This window comes from Thioalkalivibrio sp. ALMg3 (assembly GCF_000381225.1).
Taxonomy (GTDB): Bacteria; Pseudomonadota; Gammaproteobacteria; order Ectothiorhodospirales; family Ectothiorhodospiraceae; genus Thioalkalivibrio; species Thioalkalivibrio versutus.
In genome coordinates this window covers 82,695-99,168 of sequence record NZ_KB906219.1, presented here as the reverse complement: position 1 = coordinate 99,168, position 16,474 = coordinate 82,695, and the positions used below count along the sequence as shown (strand labels likewise).

Annotated in this window: 20 protein-coding genes; 4 read left to right on the top strand and 16 right to left on the bottom strand. The window is 68.2% G+C overall.

Annotated features, from left to right (window positions below; translation table 11 throughout):
• Window positions 1-783 carry a peptidoglycan editing factor PgeF gene (pgeF, locus tag F622_RS0100500; protein ID WP_019571139.1) on the bottom strand — a complete coding sequence of 261 codons (783 nt, stop codon included), beginning with the start codon at window positions 781-783 and terminating at the stop codon, window positions 1-3.
• Complete coding sequence (rluD, locus tag F622_RS0100495; protein WP_019571138.1) at window positions 776-1,735, bottom strand: 23S rRNA pseudouridine(1911/1915/1917) synthase RluD; 960 nt, start codon at window positions 1,733-1,735, stop codon at window positions 776-778. Before rluD ends, pgeF begins: the two co-directional genes overlap by 8 nt.
• A 79-nt stretch (window positions 1,736-1,814) precedes the next feature.
• Between rluD and F622_RS0100490 the strand changes: the two genes are divergently transcribed.
• Window positions 1,815-2,657 carry an outer membrane protein assembly factor BamD gene (locus tag F622_RS0100490; RefSeq protein ID WP_018144137.1) on the top strand — a complete coding sequence of 281 codons (843 nt, stop codon included), beginning with the start codon at window positions 1,815-1,817 and terminating at the stop codon, window positions 2,655-2,657.
• A 261-nt stretch (window positions 2,658-2,918) separates the two neighbouring features.
• Here the strand turns inward: F622_RS0100490 and F622_RS0100485 are convergent, their stop codons facing one another.
• The 12 genes from F622_RS0100485 to F622_RS0100430 all read right to left on the bottom strand — a co-directional run bounded on the left by F622_RS0100485 (window position 2,919) and on the right by F622_RS0100430 (window position 13,440).
• Window positions 2,919-3,257 (bottom strand): P-II family nitrogen regulator, encoded by a 339-nt coding sequence (locus F622_RS0100485; RefSeq protein ID WP_017940393.1) that lies wholly within the window; start codon window positions 3,255-3,257, stop codon window positions 2,919-2,921.
• Between the two features lie 352 nt (window positions 3,258-3,609).
• Window positions 3,610-5,304 (bottom strand): NAD+ synthase, encoded by a 1,695-nt coding sequence (locus F622_RS0100480; protein WP_019571137.1) that lies wholly within the window; start codon window positions 5,302-5,304, stop codon window positions 3,610-3,612.
• A gap of 7 nt (window positions 5,305-5,311) precedes the next feature.
• Window positions 5,312-6,187 carry a succinate--CoA ligase subunit alpha gene (gene sucD, locus F622_RS0100475; protein ID WP_019571136.1) on the bottom strand — a complete coding sequence of 292 codons (876 nt, stop codon included), beginning with the start codon at window positions 6,185-6,187 and terminating at the stop codon, window positions 5,312-5,314.
• Window positions 6,184-7,344, bottom strand: a complete 1,161-nt coding sequence (sucC, locus tag F622_RS0100470) for an ADP-forming succinate--CoA ligase subunit beta (protein ID WP_019562816.1) — start codon at window positions 7,342-7,344, stop codon at window positions 6,184-6,186. The genes sucD and sucC overlap by 4 nt, the downstream gene beginning before the upstream one ends.
• 68 nt (window positions 7,345-7,412) lie before the next feature.
• Window positions 7,413-7,793, bottom strand: coding sequence for an aspartate 1-decarboxylase (panD, locus tag F622_RS0100465; protein WP_018144141.1), 381 nt, complete (start codon window positions 7,791-7,793; stop codon window positions 7,413-7,415).
• A 320-nt stretch (window positions 7,794-8,113) separates the two neighbouring features.
• Window positions 8,114-8,992, bottom strand: coding sequence for a pantoate--beta-alanine ligase (gene panC / locus F622_RS0100460; RefSeq protein ID WP_019571135.1), 879 nt, complete (start codon window positions 8,990-8,992; stop codon window positions 8,114-8,116).
• A gap of 30 nt (window positions 8,993-9,022) precedes the next feature.
• Window positions 9,023-9,817, bottom strand: coding sequence for a 3-methyl-2-oxobutanoate hydroxymethyltransferase (panB, locus tag F622_RS0100455; protein ID WP_019571134.1), 795 nt, complete (start codon window positions 9,815-9,817; stop codon window positions 9,023-9,025).
• Between the two features lie 34 nt (window positions 9,818-9,851).
• Window positions 9,852-10,502, bottom strand: a complete 651-nt coding sequence (locus F622_RS0100450) for a deoxynucleoside kinase (protein ID WP_018144144.1) — start codon at window positions 10,500-10,502, stop codon at window positions 9,852-9,854.
• Entirely contained in the window at window positions 10,499-11,044 is a 546-nt protein-coding gene (gene folK / locus F622_RS0100445; protein ID WP_019571133.1) for a 2-amino-4-hydroxy-6-hydroxymethyldihydropteridine diphosphokinase, read from the bottom strand. Before folK ends, F622_RS0100450 begins: the two co-directional genes overlap by 4 nt.
• A complete protein-coding gene (pcnB, locus tag F622_RS0100440; protein ID WP_018168075.1) occupies window positions 11,041-12,480 on the bottom strand; it encodes a polynucleotide adenylyltransferase PcnB in 1,440 nt (479 codons plus the stop codon). Before pcnB ends, folK begins: the two co-directional genes overlap by 4 nt.
• A 52-nt stretch (window positions 12,481-12,532) precedes the next feature.
• Entirely contained in the window at window positions 12,533-13,003 is a 471-nt protein-coding gene (locus tag F622_RS0100435; protein ID WP_019571132.1) for an NUDIX hydrolase, read from the bottom strand.
• On the bottom strand, window positions 13,000-13,440 hold the full coding sequence (locus tag F622_RS0100430; protein ID WP_019571131.1) for an RNA-binding S4 domain-containing protein: 441 nt from the start codon (window positions 13,438-13,440) through the stop codon (window positions 13,000-13,002). The genes F622_RS0100435 and F622_RS0100430 overlap by 4 nt, the downstream gene beginning before the upstream one ends.
• A gap of 106 nt (window positions 13,441-13,546) precedes the next feature.
• Here F622_RS0100430 and F622_RS0100425 point away from each other — a divergent pair, with 106 nt between their 5' ends.
• Both F622_RS0100425 and F622_RS14160 read left to right on the top strand, forming a co-directional pair.
• Window positions 13,547-14,236 (top strand): glutathione S-transferase family protein, encoded by a 690-nt coding sequence (locus tag F622_RS0100425; protein ID WP_018168072.1) that lies wholly within the window; start codon window positions 13,547-13,549, stop codon window positions 14,234-14,236.
• 448 nt (window positions 14,237-14,684) lie between these two features.
• Entirely contained in the window at window positions 14,685-14,891 is a 207-nt protein-coding gene (locus tag F622_RS14160) for a hypothetical protein (protein ID WP_018175820.1), read from the top strand.
• Between the two features lie 296 nt (window positions 14,892-15,187).
• Here the strand turns inward: F622_RS14160 and fur are convergent, their stop codons facing one another.
• Window positions 15,188-15,613, bottom strand: coding sequence for a ferric iron uptake transcriptional regulator (fur, locus tag F622_RS0100415; RefSeq protein ID WP_018145396.1), 426 nt, complete (start codon window positions 15,611-15,613; stop codon window positions 15,188-15,190).
• Between the two features lie 98 nt (window positions 15,614-15,711).
• Between fur and F622_RS0100410 the strand changes: the two genes are divergently transcribed.
• A complete protein-coding gene (locus F622_RS0100410; RefSeq protein ID WP_018145395.1) occupies window positions 15,712-16,074 on the top strand; it encodes an outer membrane protein assembly factor BamE in 363 nt (120 codons plus the stop codon).
• A 41-nt stretch (window positions 16,075-16,115) separates the two neighbouring features.
• Here F622_RS0100410 and F622_RS0100405 read toward each other — a convergent pair whose 3' ends face one another.
• Complete coding sequence (locus tag F622_RS0100405) at window positions 16,116-16,469, bottom strand: RnfH family protein (protein WP_018145394.1); 354 nt, start codon at window positions 16,467-16,469, stop codon at window positions 16,116-16,118.
• Window positions 16,470-16,474: the final 5 nt, after the last annotated feature.

Here is a 16,474-nt window from a genome sequence, read left to right as displayed (position 1 = left end):
TTAACGCAGGTGGCCGGGGTCAACCCAGACGAGCGTGCCCATGCGGCCGGTCTCGCCATCGCGGCGGTAGGAAAAGAAGGTATCCGCCTCGCTGAAGGTGCAGCGTCCGCCACCGGCGACCTGCGCCACCCCGGCCCGCTGCAGGCGCTGCCGGGCCAGCAGGTAGAGATCCGCCAGCAGGCGGCCCTCGGCGCCGGGGCGGAACGCGGCAACGGCCTCCGGGTCGTGCGCGACAAAGGCCTCGCGGACCTCGGGGCCCACCTCGAAGGCCGCGGGGCCAATGGCCGCCCCCATCCAGGCCTGGATCGGCATCCCCGGGCGCAGCGTCTTCAGGGCCTCCACGCTGGCCTCCAGCACCCCGTCGGCCAGCCCGCGCCAGCCGGCATGCGCCACCCCCACTGCCGCGCCATCGGCGGTCGCCAGCACCACCGGAAGGCAGTCGGCGGTCTGCACCGCACAGACGATCCCGGGCCGGTCGCTGACCACCGCATCGGCCTCGGCCGCGTCGCCGGCCTCCAGCGCCGCGTGCAGGGTGTCGGCGTTGGTCACGCCGGTGCCGTGGACCTGGCGCGGCCAGGCGATCGGCGCGGCCAGCCCCAAAGACGGTTCCAGCCGACGCCGATTCTCCGCCACATGCTCCGGGTCATCGCCAGTGTGCAGCGCCAGGTTCAGCGCGGCCCAGGGCCCGGTACTGACGCCGCCCACCCGCGTGGTCTGGACCGCGCGCACGCCGGCCGGCAGTTCGCCGGGGGACGGCGCCAGCAGGGGCAGGGTCTCAGGCATCACCGGTCTCCCGGGCATCGGCGCGCAGGGCTGCAAGCAGGCCCTCGAAGTCCTCCGGTAGCGGGGCCTCGAACGCGCAGGGTTCGCCGCTGGTCGGGTGCTCGAACTCCAGGCGCGCCGCATGCAGGGCCTGACGCTTGAAGGCCGCCACCGTGGCCTTGGCCGCCTCACCCATGCCCTTGACCGGCCGCGGGCGTCCGCCGTAGGTCAGATCCCCGACGATTGGGTGACGGATATGCGCCATATGCACGCGGATCTGGTGGGTGCGGCCAGTCTCCAGGCGCACATTCAGCAGGGTATGGGAGGGGAAGCGCTCGGCCACGCGGTAATGCGTGACCGCGGGTTTGCCACCGCCGGTCACCGCCTGGCGCTTGCGATCCACCGGGTGGCGCCCGATCGGCTCCTCGATGGTGGCACCGCTGATCACCCGCCCCTGGACCAGCGCGCGGTACTCACGGTGCACGCTGCGCGCCTGCAACTGGCGCACCAGGGCGGTCTGCGCCTCCGGAGTGCGCGCGACCACCATCAATCCGGTGGTGTCCTTGTCGAGGCGGTGGACCACGCCCGCGCGCGGCAACTGCGCCAGTTCCGGGGCATGGTGCAGCAGGGCATTGACCAGTGTGCCGTCGCGATGCCCGGCTGCCGGGTGGGCCACCAGCCCGGCCGGCTTGTTGATCACCAGCACCGCCGCATCCTCGTACAGGACATCCAGCGCTATGGCCTCGGGCTGCGCCGCCAGCACCGGGGCGTCCGGCGCGATCAGTTCCACCCGCTCGCCCCCTCGAACCGGCGTGCGCGGGCGCGGCGAGGCACCGTCCACCCGCAGCGCGCCCTCCTTCAGCCACTGGGTCAACTGGCTGCGCGAATACTCGGGGAACAGCTGCGCCAGCGCGGCATCCAGGCGCTGCCCGGCCGCCTCCTCCGGCAGATGGGCCTCACGCGGTTCACTCATTGCGCGGCCTCCCGCTCGTCGCCACCGGGGCTTGATGTTGTAGAATCCTTGGACTTTGGTTCATCTGTGAGGCCTCGCCGTGATTTCTGTCCCGCACCTGTCGCGCCTGCTCGTCGTTCTGTTCGTGGCGCTCGTGGTCGCCGGCTGCGCCGGGCGCGAAGACCCCACGCTCGGCTGGTCTGCCAGTCAGCTCTACGGCGAGGCCAAGAACGCCCTGAACGAGGGCAATTACGATCAGGCCGTCGAATACTACGAAAAACTCGAGGCGCGCTACCCGTTCGGGCGCTACGCCCAGCAGGCGCAGATCGAGATTCCCTATGCCTACTACAAGGCCGGCGAGCCGGAGCCCGCCCTGGCGGCCGTGGACCGCTTCGTGCAGCTGAACCCGCGGCATCCGAACCTCGATTATGCGTACTACCTGCGCGGGCTGATCAACTTCAACCGCCAGCAGGGCTTTCTCGCCAACCTGTTCCCGCGCGACCCGGCCGAGATGGACCCGGAACCCTTCGACCAGGCCTTCCAGGACTTCGACCGCCTGATCCGCGAGTTCCCGGACAGCCGCTACGCCCCGGACTCCTACCAGCGCATGCTCTACATCCGCAATGCACTGGCCGCCTACGAGCTGCGCGTGGCAGAGTTTTACATGGAACGTACCGCCTGGGTCGCCGCGGCCCAGCGCGCGCGCAACGTGGTGGCCACCTATCCCGGGGCCGAGGTGATGCCGAAGGCCCTGGCCGTGCTGCACCGCGCCTACACCGAACTCGGCCTGGAAGACCATGCCGAGAACACCATGACGGTGCTGGAACTGAACTACCCGGATGCCGCCGTCGCCGTGCGCGCCGGCGAACCGGTGGAACTGGAAGGCGAGGAACGCCGCGGCCTGTGGCGCGTGATGGACCGCATCCCCTTCCTGACGAACTAAGCGGGGAAAGCGGCGCAACCGTAAAGCCATCCCCCGGCGGGGCCCCGCACCACCTTGGGGGTGGCACCGTCATTGCGAGGAGCGCAGCGACGAAGCAACCTCCTGAAGCTGGCAGAGCGCCGGGATCCAGTGGTTCCGGACGGAGGTTACTCGCTACGCTCGCCCTTCGGGCCGGCCTGCGGCCGTTCAACGCAGCTTCGCTGCTTTTGTGCCGCGTCGGCTTCGCCTCCTCGCAATGACGATGCCCGTAACTCCGCCCTGCTAGAGGGCCTCGCTGCCCTCTTCGCCGGTGCGGATGCGGACCACGCGCGACATGTCGGACACGAAGATCTTGCCGTCCCCGATCTTGCCGGTGCGCGAGGCCTTCACGATCGCGTCGATGCAGGGATCGACACGGTCGTCGTCCACCACCAGTTCCAGCTTCACCTTGGGCAGGAAGTCGACCACATATTCCGCGCCCCGGTAGAGTTCCGTGTGGCCCTTCTGGCGCCCGAAACCCTGAACCTCGGTCGCAGTCATGCCGGCAATGCCCATCTCGGTCAGGGCCTCGCGGACATCTTCCAGCTTGAACGGCTTGATGATCGCCTCGATCTTCTTCATGCGAATCCCTTTGGTTGAGCCCGCTGCGCGGGCGCTTGTCTCACACCCGGAAGTGTATCAAACCCCCGGCGCTGCGCTGATAGATCCAACCCCGCGCGCGTCCCGTGCCCCCGTCATTGCGAGGAACGCAGCGACGAAGCACCGTCATCGCGAGGCGCGCAGCGCCGTGGCGATCTCCATGGGTGGCCCCGATGCCGGCCAAGGCGGACATCGGTGGTTCCGGACGGAGGTTACTCGCTACGCTCGCCCTTCGGGCCGGCCTACGGCCGTTCAACGCAGCTTCGCTGCTTTTGTGCCACGTCGGCTTCGCCTCCTCGCAATGACGGGGGCCGGGTACGGCGTCGGGGATCACTCAGTCCGGACGATAACCGGAGGTAATCGGGTAGCGCCGGTCGCGGCCGAAGGCGCGCGGGCTGACCCGCACCCCCGGCGCGGCCTGGCGGCGCTTGTGCTCGGCGATGAACACCATGCGCGCGATGCGCTCCACCGTGGGGCGGTCGAAGCCCTGGGCGACGATCTCGGCGACCGACTGCTCCTGCTCGACGAAGGCCTCGAGGATCGCGTCCAGCACATCGTATGGCGGCAGCGAGTCGGCATCCTGCTGGTCCGGCGCCAGCTCGGCGCTGGGCGGGCGCTCGATCACCCGTGGCGGGATCGCCGCGCCGCACGTGTTGCGCCAGCGTGCCAGGCGGTACACCCACTGCTTGGAGACGTCCTTCAGTGGCGCGAAACCGCCATTCATGTCGCCGTACAGCGTGGAATAGCCCACCGCCATCTCGGACTTGTTGCCAGTGGCCAACAGCAGCTTGCCGCTGCGGTTGGACAGCGCCATCAGCAGCACGCCGCGAGCGCGCGCCTGCAGGTTCTGTTCGGTCACATCCCCCGCCCCGGCCGGGTAGGCCGCCAGGGCATCCCCGAGCCCGGCCATGAAGCTCTCCACCATCGGCTCGATGGCGATCTCGTGGTATTCGAGACCCAGAAGCCGCGCCTGCTCCTCCGCATCCTCGATGCTCATCGAGGCGGTGTAACGATAGGGCATCATCACCGCGGTCACCGCCGCCGGGCCCAGCGCATCCGCCGCCAAGGCCGCGGTCAGGCCGGAGTCGATGCCGCCAGACAGGCCCAGCAATACCCCCGGGAAGCCGTTCTTGCTCACGTAGTCACGGATGCCGATCATCAGCGCCTGATAGAGGTCACGGGCGTCCGCCTCGTCCGGTTCCGGGCCGGGGTCGGTCAGGGTCGGAAGAATGCCGCAGGCGGACAGATGCATGTGCTCGTCGCGGGACCGCAGGACCGGCCCCTGCGCACTGCGACTTGCCTCTACCTGGCCCTGGCCGGTGGCCCAGGCGGGCAGCACGGCGCGGGCCCCGTTGACCGGGTCGTGCACGAACGAGCGGCCGTCGAACACCAGTTCATCCTGCCCGCCCACCTGGTTCACGTAGACCACCGGGCAGCCGGTCTCGGCCACCCGCGCCCCGACCACCTGCAGGCGTTCCTCGGCCTTGCCGCGGTGGTAGGGCGAGGCGTTGAGATTCAGCAGGAGCTCGGCCCCGGCAGCCTGCGCCCCGGCGGCCGGACCCGGCTGCCAGATGTCCTCGCAGACGGTCAGCCCGATCTGCCAGCCATCCAGCTCGACCACGCAGGGGGCATCGCCAGCAACGAAATAGCGCTGCTCGTCGAAGACCGAATAGTTGGGCAGGACCTGCTTGGCGTAGCGCGCGATACAGGCCCCGTCGCGCAGCCACAGGGCCGCGTTGATCAGGCCGGCGTCGCTGCGCACCGGGGCACCCAGGATCACGTCGATATCCCGCGCCGCCCTGGTGATCGCCACCACCGCGCGCTCCACGCCCAGCAGGAAGGCCGGGCGCAGCAGTAGATCCTCGGGGGGATAGCCGGTGACCGCGAGTTCGGGGAAAACCACCGCGCGGGCGCCACCGGCACGGGCCTGCTCGATGGCCTCGAGGATTTGGTGGCGATTGTCGTCCAGCCCGCCCACGACCGGATTGATCTGGGCCAGGGCCAGACGCAGAGGCTGGTCAGGGGTCATCGGCGACTCAGGCGCGGGCGAGCGCGGACTGCATCGCGGCGCCCAGCTCGGCCGGGCTCTCCGCCACGGTCGCGCCGGCCTCGCGCAGGGCCGTCATCTTCTGCTCCGCGGTACCCTGGCCACCGGCGATGATCGCGCCGGCATGACCCATGCGCCGCCCCGGGGGCGCCGTGGCGCCGGCAATATAGGCGGCTACCGGCTTGTCGAATTCGTCCGCGATGTAACGTGCGGCGCGTTCCTCGGCATCACCGCCGATCTCGCCCACCATCAGCACGCCGTCGGTCTCCGGGTCATCGCGGAACAGGCGCAGGCAGTCGACAAAGTCGAGGCCCTGGATCGGGTCACCGCCGATGCCCACGCAGGTGCTCTGACCAAGCCCGAGGTCCGAGGTCTGCTTGACCGCCTCGTAGGTCAGGGTGCCCGAGCGCGAGATGATGCCGATGCGCCCGCGGCTGTGGATATAGCCGGGCATGATCCCGACCTTGCAGGCCTCCGGGGTAATGATGCCCGGGCAATTCGGGCCGATCAGGCGCGTGGGGCTGCCGGCCAGTACCTGTTTGACCCGCACCATGTCCTGGACCGGGATGCCCTCGGTGATGCAAACGGCCAGTTCGATCCCGGCATCCGCCGCCTCGCAGATCGCGTCGGCCGCAAACGGCGCCGGGACGTAGATCATGCTGACCGTGGCGCCGGTCTGCGCCACCGCATCGGCGACGGTATCGAACACCGGCCGATCCAGGTGGGTCTGGCCGCCCTTGCCCGGGGTCACGCCCCCGACCAGGCGCGTGCCGTAGGCGATGGCCTGCTCCGAGTGAAAACTGCCCTGCTTGCCGGTGAAGCCCTGGCAGATCACCTTGGTGTCGCGGTCGACGAGGATGCTCATGCCACAGCCTCCACCACGGCGCGCGCCGCCGCGTCCAGATCGGCGGCCGGGATCACGTCCAGGCCGGAGTTGGCCAGCGCGACGCGGCCCTGCTCGGCGTTGGTGCCCTCCAGGCGCACCACCACCGGCACCTGCACCTGGATCTCGCGGATCGCGGCGATAATGCCCTCGGCGATCAGGTCGCAGCGCACGATGCCGCCAAAGATATTCACCAGCACCGCCTTCACCGATGGGTCCGACAGGATCAGCTTGAACGCTGCGGTGACCCGCTCCACCGTCGTACCGCCGCCGACATCGAGGAAGTTGGCCGGCGAGCCGCCGTGGTGCTGGATCAGATCCATGGTCGCCATTGCCAGCCCGGCGCCGTTGACCATGCAGCCGATCGAGCCGTCCAGGCGGATGTAGTTGAGGTCGTGCTCGTGTGCCTGCTCCTCAGCAGGGTCGCGCTGGCGCACGTCACGCTCCGCGAACAGCGCCTTCTGGCGGTAGGCCGCGGAGTCGTCGATGGTCAGTTTGGCGTCGATCGCCAGCAGCTGATCCTCATGGGTCAGCACCAGCGGGTTGATCTCGAGGAGCTGCGCGTCGAGCTGCTGGAACAGGGCATGGGCATTGGTCACCAGCTGCGCCATCGCCTTCGCCGCGTCGCCGGACAGGCCCAGGGTGGCGGCGACCCGGCGGCCGTGGAAGGGCATCACGCCGGTGGCCGGATGGATCGGCAGGGTCACCACGGCCTCGGGGCGCTCCGCCGCCAGGGTCTCGATGTCCATGCCGCCCTCGGCGGAGACCACCAGCGCCAGGCGCTCGCGCGAACGATCCACCAGCATCGCGAAATAGAACTCGCGGGCGATGTCCGCCGCCGGCTCCAGCAGAAGCTGGTCCACTGGCAGTCCTTCGGGGCCGCTCTGGCCGGTCACCAGGCGCGAACCCAGCAGCTTTTCCGCCGCCTCGTGCGCAGCATCGGCGGAATCCGCCATCACCACGCCACCGGCCTTGCCGCGACCGCCGGAGTGCACCTGGGCCTTGACCAGCGCGCGCTCGGCACCCAGCGCCTGCCAGGCCCCGGAGACCTGCTCGGCGGCGTCGATCACCTGACCTTCGGGGACGGGGATGCCGGCGTCGCGAAAGCGCGCCTTGGCCTGGAATTCGTGGAGATTCATGGGCGTCGAGGATAGCGGCGCAGCCCCGGCCCGACAACTGCGGGAGGCGCGCGCGAAGGAGAGTGTTCTTAAGCGGCCTGGACCGGGATGCCGTTACCGGTGCGCACGATGCGGTTGCCGGCGTCGAGATAGACCAGGTCGGGCGTGAATTCGCGGGCCTCGGCGGCCTCCATCTGGCCATAGGCACAGATGATCACGCGATGGCCCACCGCGGCCTTGTGTGCGGCCGCGCCGTTGACCGAAATGATCCCGGAGCCGGCCTCGCCCTCGATCGCGTAGGTGGTAAAGCGCTCGCCATTGTCGACGTTGTAGATCTGGATCTGCTCGAACGGCAGGATGCCGGCGGCGTCCAGCAGGCGCGTGTCGATGGCACAGGAGCCCTCGTATTCCAGCTCGCAATGCGTGACCCGGCCCTGATGCAGCTTGCCTTTCAGCATGGTGACAAACATACGGCGAATTCCCGGCTTGAACCTCGGAAGGGCGGAAAATTATCCGCGATCCCGGCGGATACGGCAAACGCGCCTTCTCGAGTCGATGGTTTTTCACCGTGAAGCGCGCGAAGACACGGAGAAATTCAAGGGCGATTTACAGGCAGGCTGGAAGACAGAACGAGTGGCAAAAAAGGAATGGACCCGGCGTTCGGGGGCTCGCAAGAACGTTACCGATTGTCAGCGCCCTGCAGCACCACCCTCACCCTTTAACCTGCCCGTCTTCTGTGGATGACTCTTGAATTTCTTCGTGTGCTTCGGGGTAGCCGAAACAAGCAGCGTCAGTCGGTACGGGTGCGGACGTTGTCGATCAGGCGGACGCCTTCCAGCCAGACGGCGGCCAGGACCACCAGGTCCTGCTCGGCCAGGGGGACATCGATTGCCGGCTCCATCAGGTCTTCCGCACGGCGGATGGAGAGGTATTCGGGCTCGAAGCCGGCCTCGCGCAGACGATCGCTGGCGCGGGCCTCCACCTCGACGATGCGGTCGGCGTCCACTTTGGTGGCCGTGCGGCAGACGGTCGCCACCTCGTCCAGCACCCGCTTGAGCTCGGGTGCCACGGCCCGCGCCTCTTCCGACAGCTGGCTGTTGCGTGAACTGAAGGCCAGGCCGTCCGGCTCGCGCACGGTCGGGACTGCCTCCACCCGGGTGGGGATGTCGAGCCCCTGCACCATGCGCTCGATCAGCTTGAACTGCTGGTAATCCTTCTCGCCGAACAGGGCCAGATCCGGGCGCACCAGGTTGAACAGCTTGGTCACCACGGTGGCCACGCCCTCAAAGTGCCCCTGGCGGTAGTTGCCCTCCAGGATCTCCGAGAGCACCGGCACCACCACCTGCACCGGGGGCATGCCGTCGGCAGGGTACATGTCCTCTTCACTGGGACAGAACAAGGCGTCCACACCGGCATTCGTCGCCAGCCGGGCGTCCTCGTCGAGGGTGCGCGGATAGCGCTCCAGATCCTCGGCGCGGTCGAATTGCAGTGGATTGACGAAGATCGACACCACCACCCGCTGGGCCCGCGCCCGGGCATGCCGGATCACGGTCATATGGCCCTCGTGGAGGTTGCCCATCGTGGGCACCAGCGCCACGGTACCGCGCCCCTTGCGGGACCACTCTCGATGCATGGCCACCAGTTGCGGCCGATCACGCAGGATTCTCATGGGCCAGGATCCATCCTTTGGGAAACGCAGTTAACTGAAGGTATGCACGCCGGATTCGGGGAAGGCTCGCGCCCGCACCGCGTCACAGTATCCGCGGACGGCGCCCTCCAGGGAACCGCCCTCGGCAAGGAAATCGCGCGCGAAGCGCGGCGGCTCGGGGGTCAGGCCGATCACGTCGGTCAAGACAAGCACTTGACCATCGCAACGCGGGCTGGCGCCAATCCCGATCACCGGGACCCCTGCACTGCGCACGATGACATCGGCCAGGCTCTCGGGGATACCCTCCAGCAGCAGGGCCTGGGCCCCGGCGTTCTCCAGCTGGGCGGCCAGGGATTCCAGCTCCGCCGCAGCCTTCGGGTCGCGCCCCTGCACGCGGTGCCCGCCGAGACGGTGCACCGCCTGCGGGGTCAGGCCCAGATGGGCACAGACGGGAATCCCGGCGGCGACCAGGCGCTCGACCACGGGGACCTCCATCGCGCCGCATTCCACCTTGACCATGTGAGCCCCGGCGCGCAGGAGCGCCCCGGACTGGACCAGCGCGGTAGCGGGATCGACATCGCCAAGGAACGGGATGTCGGCCATGATCAGCGGGTTCTCACTGCTGCGGGCCACGTTGGCTACATGGTAGACCATGTCCTCCAGCGTCACTGGCAGGGTGGTCGCATGCCCCTGGACCACCATGCCCAGGGAATCGCCGACCAGGATCACGTCGACCCCACAGCGATCCAGCAACCCGGCGAAGGCTGCATCATAGGCCGTGAGGCAAGCGATGGGTTCGCCCGCCTGCTTGCGCTGGGCCAGGGTATTCACGGTAATCGGACGCATGCTCATGCCTCCCGGGCAGTCCGGCTTGCCAGCCTCAAAGCGAGATCGGCAACGGGTTGAAGTAGTGCCGCCCGCCCTGGATCGGCTCCAGGAACTGCACCAGCTGGTCAAAGTCGGCCGGGTTGTTCACCCAGTCGATCTCGGTGGCGTTCACAATCACGAGCGCCGGTCCTTCGAAATGATAGAAGAATTCCGCATAGGCCGCGTTCAAGCGCTCCAGATAACCGGCCTCGATGTGACGTTCGTACGGTCGTGCCCGGCGGCGGATGCGCTCCTGCAGCACCTCCACCGGCGCCTGCAGGTAGACCACCAGGTCCGGGCGCGGCAGCCCCCCGCGCAGATGGCGGAACATCTCGCGGTAGATCTCCAGCTCGTCCGGATGCAGGTTCAACTCGGCGAACAGCGGGTCCTTGTCCATCAGGTAGTCGGACACATGGCGCTGCTCGAACAGGCCCTTCTGCGCCAGCGGCGTCAGCTGGCGCACGCGCTGCACCAGAAAGTGCAACTGGGTCGCCAGGGCGTGCTTGTCCGGTTCCTGATAGAAGCGATCCAGGAAAGGGTTCTCGTCCGGGGCCTCGAAGATGCCCTCCGCCTGCAGGTGCTCGGCCAGGCGCTTGGCCAGGCTGGACTTGCCGACCCCAATCGGTCCCTCTACCGCGATGAAATCGAAATCGGCAAGGCTCATCCGCGTCCCTCCGCAGTCGCCACGGCCTCCTGCGGTTCCGCGATCGGGATCAGGCTCGCACCGTCGAAGCGCTGCGCCAGCCGCTCCAGCGGACCGACTCCCGGGATCTGCAACGACGGCGCCAGTTCCAGCAGCGGCAGGATCACAAAGTCGCGCTCGGCAATCCCGGCGTGCGGCACCTTCAGCCCCGGCAGATCCAGCGACTGCTCGCCGAACAGCAGCAGGTCCAGATCCAGCAGGCGCGGCCCCCAGCGGGTACCGTCCCGCTCGCGCCCGCAGGCGCACTCGATGGCCTGCAGCTCCGCCAGCAGGTCCAGCGGCTCCAGCCGGGTGTGCAGACGGGCCACGGCGTTCACGTAGTCGGGCTGGTCCTGCGGGCCCATCGGCGGGTTACGGAACAGCCGCGAGCGCCCGATCAGACGCGTTTGCGGCAACTCATGCGCCAGCCGGGCAAAGGAGTCCCGCACCTGCGTCTCGGGGTCACCCAGGTTGGCGCCGATCCCGATGAACGCGTGCACGCCGCGGGCAGGCACGCTGCTCATTCGCCGCCACCCCCCGATTCCGGGTTTGCGCCCGCATCGGCGCTCGCGCCGGCGCCGCCCTTGCGTCCCCGACGCCGGCGCCGGCCGCCACGGCGTGACTTGCTCTTGGCTCCAGCCTTGCCATCCCCTTTGGGAACACCCTTGCCCTGGGCACCCGCCATGGCCTTCTGTGCGTCCTCGTCCAGCTCCTGGATCTCGGTCCACCAGCGACACAGCTCGGGGTCGGCATCGCCGGCGCGGGCGCGCAGGCAGAGAAAGTCATAACCGGCGCGAAAGCGCGGATGCGTCAGCAGGCGCAGCGCACGGCCACCACGATGGCGCTCCAGCCGCGCCTGGAGTTCCCAGATCTCGCGCACGATCAGGCTGAAGCGTTTGGGAATGGACACCGTCTTTACCTGACGATCCAGCACCTCGGCCATCGCCTGCTGCCAGGCCGGAATCTCCTGTTCGTCGGCCGCGATCCGTTTGGCCGCGGCCACCTGCACCGGGGCCCAGAGGATGGCCGCGTAGAGGAACGCCGGGTTCACACCCAGGCCCTCATTGATGCGCTTGTCGGTATTCAGCAGCGACTCGACCAGGAACTGGCGGCGCTCGGGGCCAACGTCCGGATCGGCAAAGCAGGCCGCAGCCTCGGGGAACATCGGCTCGAACAGGCCGAGGCGTTCCAGCTCGTCCAGACAGGTGACCGCCGCACCGCTGTGGAACAGCTTGATCACCTCGTCGAACAGCCGCGCCGGGGCTACCGTCTGCATCAGCGAGGCGAGATCAAGGATGCCGGCCTCGACCTCCGGCGCGATGGTCAGACCCAGCTTGGCGGCGAAGCGAACCGCACGCAGCATGCGCACGGGGTCTTCGCGCAGGCGCGTCTCGACGTCGTCGCCGATCAGGCGCAGCTCGCCCGCGCGCAGGTCCTCGAACCCACCGGTGTAATCCAGCACCGAGAAATCCTCGATGTCGTAATACAGGGCGTTGATGGTGAAGTCGCGGCGCACCGCATCCTGCTCGATGGTCCCGTAGCGATTGTCGCGCAGGATACGACCTTCCTCGCTCAGCGCGACCTGGCCTTCGTCCTCGGACTCGTCGTCATGCGGCGCGCGGAAGGTCGCCACCTCGATCATCTCGCGTCCGAACAGCACATGCGCCAGGCGAAAGCGACGCCCGATCAGACGGCAGTTGCGGAACAGGCCACGCACCTGCTCGGGGGTGGCATCGGTGGCGACATCGAAGTCCTTCGGCTCGCGGCCCAGCAGCAGGTCGCGCACGCCGCCGCCCACCAGGCAGGCACGATAACCGGCTTCGCGCAGCCGATAGAGCACCTTCAGGGCGTTGTCGTCGATCGCCGCGCGCGAGATGCCGTGCTCCGCACGCTCGTAGACGCGCGGTTCCGGCAGCTCGCTGTCGGGCCGGGACGGGGTTGCGGGGTCAGCCTTTGTCACGCGATACCGTATCGGTGGTCGAAAGCGCCGTATGGTAACAGCTTGGCCGGATTCATCCCGTTTTTTGTACCGGACGCGGGGCGGCGGTTTCGCCGGTCAGGCGCCAGCGCCGATAGTCGTCAAGGATACGTCGGTGGTCGAAGACCAGCACCTGGCCCGGGTCTTCCGGGTCCAGCCAGGCGCAGTCGGCAGCGTCATCCCCGGCCCTGGCCTCGCCCCGGCCCCGCGCGATGTAGACCGCGCTGACGGTGTGCCCGCGCGGGTCGCGCTCCGGGTCGGAATACACCCCCAGCAACGCCTCCAGCTCGACCTCCAGCCCGGTCTCTTCGCGCGCCTCGCGCACCGCGGCATGCTCGGTCGACTCACCGACGTCGACGAAGCCGCCCGGCAGGGCCCAGCCGTGCGGGGGGTTGTGGCGCTCGATCACCAGCACACGACCGGGCTGCGCCGAGTGGCGGATGACCATATCCACCGCCAGCCGGGGGGTGACGGGCGGGCCACTCGAGCCTTCGGGGTTGTTCACTCGGATTCACTCCTGTCGCTGCCGTCCTGGCGAATAAAGCGGCGGATCTTGCGCCGCTCGCGCTTGTCCGGGCGCCGGCTGGGGGCGCTGTCCGCGACCGCGCGCTCGGCGCGCCGGCGTTCGCTTTCGGCCGCGCGCCGGGCCTGGCTTTCTTCGGTCTCGGTGTACAGCGCCTGGGCCTCGCGTGCCGGCCGGCGTTGATCGCTCAAATCGACAACATCCAGCTCCCAGACCTGCGGGCCGCGGTGGATGGTCAGGCGATCACCGGTGTGCACCCGGCGCGCCGGCTTGCAGCGCTCGCCGTTCACGTGGACCTTGCCACCGCCAACCGCCTCGCTGGCGAGGGCGCGCGTCTTGTAGAAACGGGCGGCCCAAAGCCATTTGTCGATCCGCAGCCCGGCGCCGGGCGCCCCGTTGTGGCCGCTACCCTTGCCCAAGGCTTTCCCGCGACATCACGAGGGGAGACAATGCGCCCCCTTTAATAGCGAGGAACCGGCGAGCCGGATCGGGGCCCCGCCCCACCTGCGGACGCCGAAGACCACCATGAATCTGCCGCATCTGCACCTGATCAGTTTCGCCATCTGTCCGTTCGTTCAGCGTAGCGTGATCACACTGAAATACAAGGAGGCGCCGTTCGAGCTGAGCCTGATCGATCTGGCCAACCCGCCGGACTGGTTCCGCGAACGCTCGCCCCTGGGCAAGGTTCCGCTGTTGATCGTCGACCACGATACGGTGCTGTTCGAGTCGGCCGTGATCAACGAATATATCGATGCCATTACCCCGCCCGCGTTGATGCCGACCGACCCACTGGAACAGGCACGCACTCGGGCCTGGATCGAGTACCTCTCGGAACAGACCTTTGCCCAGTACCACTGGATGACCGCGACCACCGAGGATGCCTTCGAGCTGGCGCGCCACACTGCCGCACGCGGGCTGGAGCGCCTGGAACAGCAGATGACGCAAGACGACCGCCTGGCCGCGCCCGGCTTCTCGCTGATTGATGCCACCCTGGCCCCGATCCTGATGCGCTATGCGCTGCTGGAGGATCCGGACAGCCCCTGGGAGACCGAGGCCTTTCCGCGCCTTGCGGCCCGCTGGGACCAGCTGCGCGAGATACCGGCCGTGCGGGACTCGGTCCCGACCGACTTTGCGGCACAACTGGCCGACTACCTGCGCCAGCAGGACGGCTTTGCGCCGGCGCATTTCGCGGCGCAGCTCGACGCGCCCGCCTGACCAAGGCTTCACCCGACCGCCTACCCCAGTGGTCGGACTCGGCCCATCAACCGCCGGGTTGAGTCTGGTCATGGTTCGACATCTGGTGTTTTCGCTGGCTTCGGTCCGCCGCCTGCCTGGTTGTGGCTGGCCATGGTTTGTCCTCTGGTGTTTACGTGCCTTCGTCCGGCCGCCTGCCAGGCGCTGACTCGCCAGCGCACCGCGAGGTACTTCTTTGCTCGTGCAAAGAAGTACCCAAGAAACACGCCCGACTGCCGCGACCCCGGCCCGCTGGGCGGGCCGGGGTTTCCCTCGCTCCGAGGCTTTTCGCGGGCGGCGCTGAACTCGCTACGCTGCGCTCCGCTCAGACATCCAGCGCCTTGAATCCCGCGAAAAGCCTCTCCACTCGGCGCGACGACAACGGGGAGGCAGGTCCAAACAACGGCTATCCCAACGTTACTGCCAGTGGATGATGGCTAGGCTTTCGGACATCTTCGGCACGCTCGGCCTTTGGCCGTTGCGTGCCGCACCCGCGGAGCGGGTGCCGGGGGCTTTCGGGTGGCGATGCCTATGGTTAGGCGGAAGCGTGGGGATACGGTCGGTTTTGACTTTCACCTCCCGTATGGAGCCCCTCGCGGAGGGCGTGATGGGCCGGAAGAAGGCGCTGGATGTCTGAGCGAAGCCGCAGGCGCAGCGAGTTCAGCGCCGCCGGCCCAGCGCGTCCGGAGCGAGGTTCCCGGGCGAAATCCGGGTGCCCTTCTTTGGGTACTTTCTTGGGCAAGCAAGAAAGTACCTCGCGGCGCGCTGGCGAGTCAGCGCATGGCAGGCGGCCGGACGAAGCCCCCGTAAACACCGATCGCCGAACCGGGACCAGCCACTCCTGGGCGAACAATAGCCCGCAAGCGGGCAGGCATCACACGCCGTGTGTGACGCATGGGCGCGACTGGGACAGCGGCTACGGGAAGCGCGTGGTCAGGCGGGGCGGTGGGGGCAAGCGCTGTCGGTGCAGTCGCCGTACAGGACCAGCGCGTGGTCCTTGATGGCAAAGCCGTGGTGCTGCGCCACCTCGCGCTGACGCCGCTCGATGGTCTCGTCGAAGAACTCCTCCACCCGCCCGCACTGGTTGCAGACGATATGGTCATGGTGCCCGCCCCGCTCCAGCTCGAACACCGCCTGGTTGCCCTCCAGGTGCAGGCGGCAAACCAGCCCGGCCGCCTCGAACTGCGTCAGCACGCGATACACCGTGGCCAGACCGATTTCCTCGCCGGAATCGAGCAGCTCGCGATAGATCGCCTCGGCCGTCAGGTGACGGGTCTCCGAGTTCTCGAGGATCTCGAGGATCTTCATCCGCGGCAGCGTGACCTTGAGCCCGGCCTTCTTGAGATTACTCGTTTCCATTGCCCGTTTTCCCGGTCCCGTCCGCTTGAGAGAGGCGGGACGCTTTGGTGTACCATGCGCGTTCACGGCCCACCAGACGCCGAGGACCGCCCGCTCAGATGATCAAGATTCTCATTTCTATCGCCGTGGCCGCAAGCCTGCTGAGCGCCTGCGGCGGCCTCAACCAGTTCCGTCTGGATGTCCAGCAGGGCAATGTGATCGACCCCGTACAGGTGGCCCAGATCCAGCCCGGCATGACCCCGCAGCAGGTCCGCTTCCTGATGGGGTCGCCCCAGCTGGAGCCCGCCTTCCGGGCCGATGACCGCTGGGACTACGTCTACTATCGCCGTCCAGGCTTCGGCTCCACCGAACGCCAGCGAGTGACCGTGCATTTCGACAACGGCGTAGTCAGCCATGTGGATGCCGACATCCCGCAGCCGGTGGCGCTGGACGAGCATCCGGTAGACAGAGACAACGACTGACACCCGCGTGCGGCGGCATATTCCTCCGCCGCACGCCCCTGCTACTCCTTCGCGTTGTCGGCCGGCGCCTCCTTCGGCTTGTCGTCGGCGGCGCCGGCGTCACCCTTGCCCGGCTTCTTCTTGCGCCCCTTGTCGGCACGCTGGCGCCGCACCTCCTTCGGATCCGCGATCAGCGGGCGATAAACCTCGATGCGGTCGCGTGGGCGCAGCACGGTGTCCCTACGGGTGATCTTGCCGAAGATCCCGACCTTGGCGTTGTCCAGATCGATCTCGGGAAACTGCAGTTCAATCTCCGACTGGCGCAGCGCGGTATCGACCGTCGTGCCCTCGGGCACCACCAGCGGCAGGATCACCTGCCGGTCGGGCCGCGCGTAGGCAATCTCCACCCGGATCATGCCGC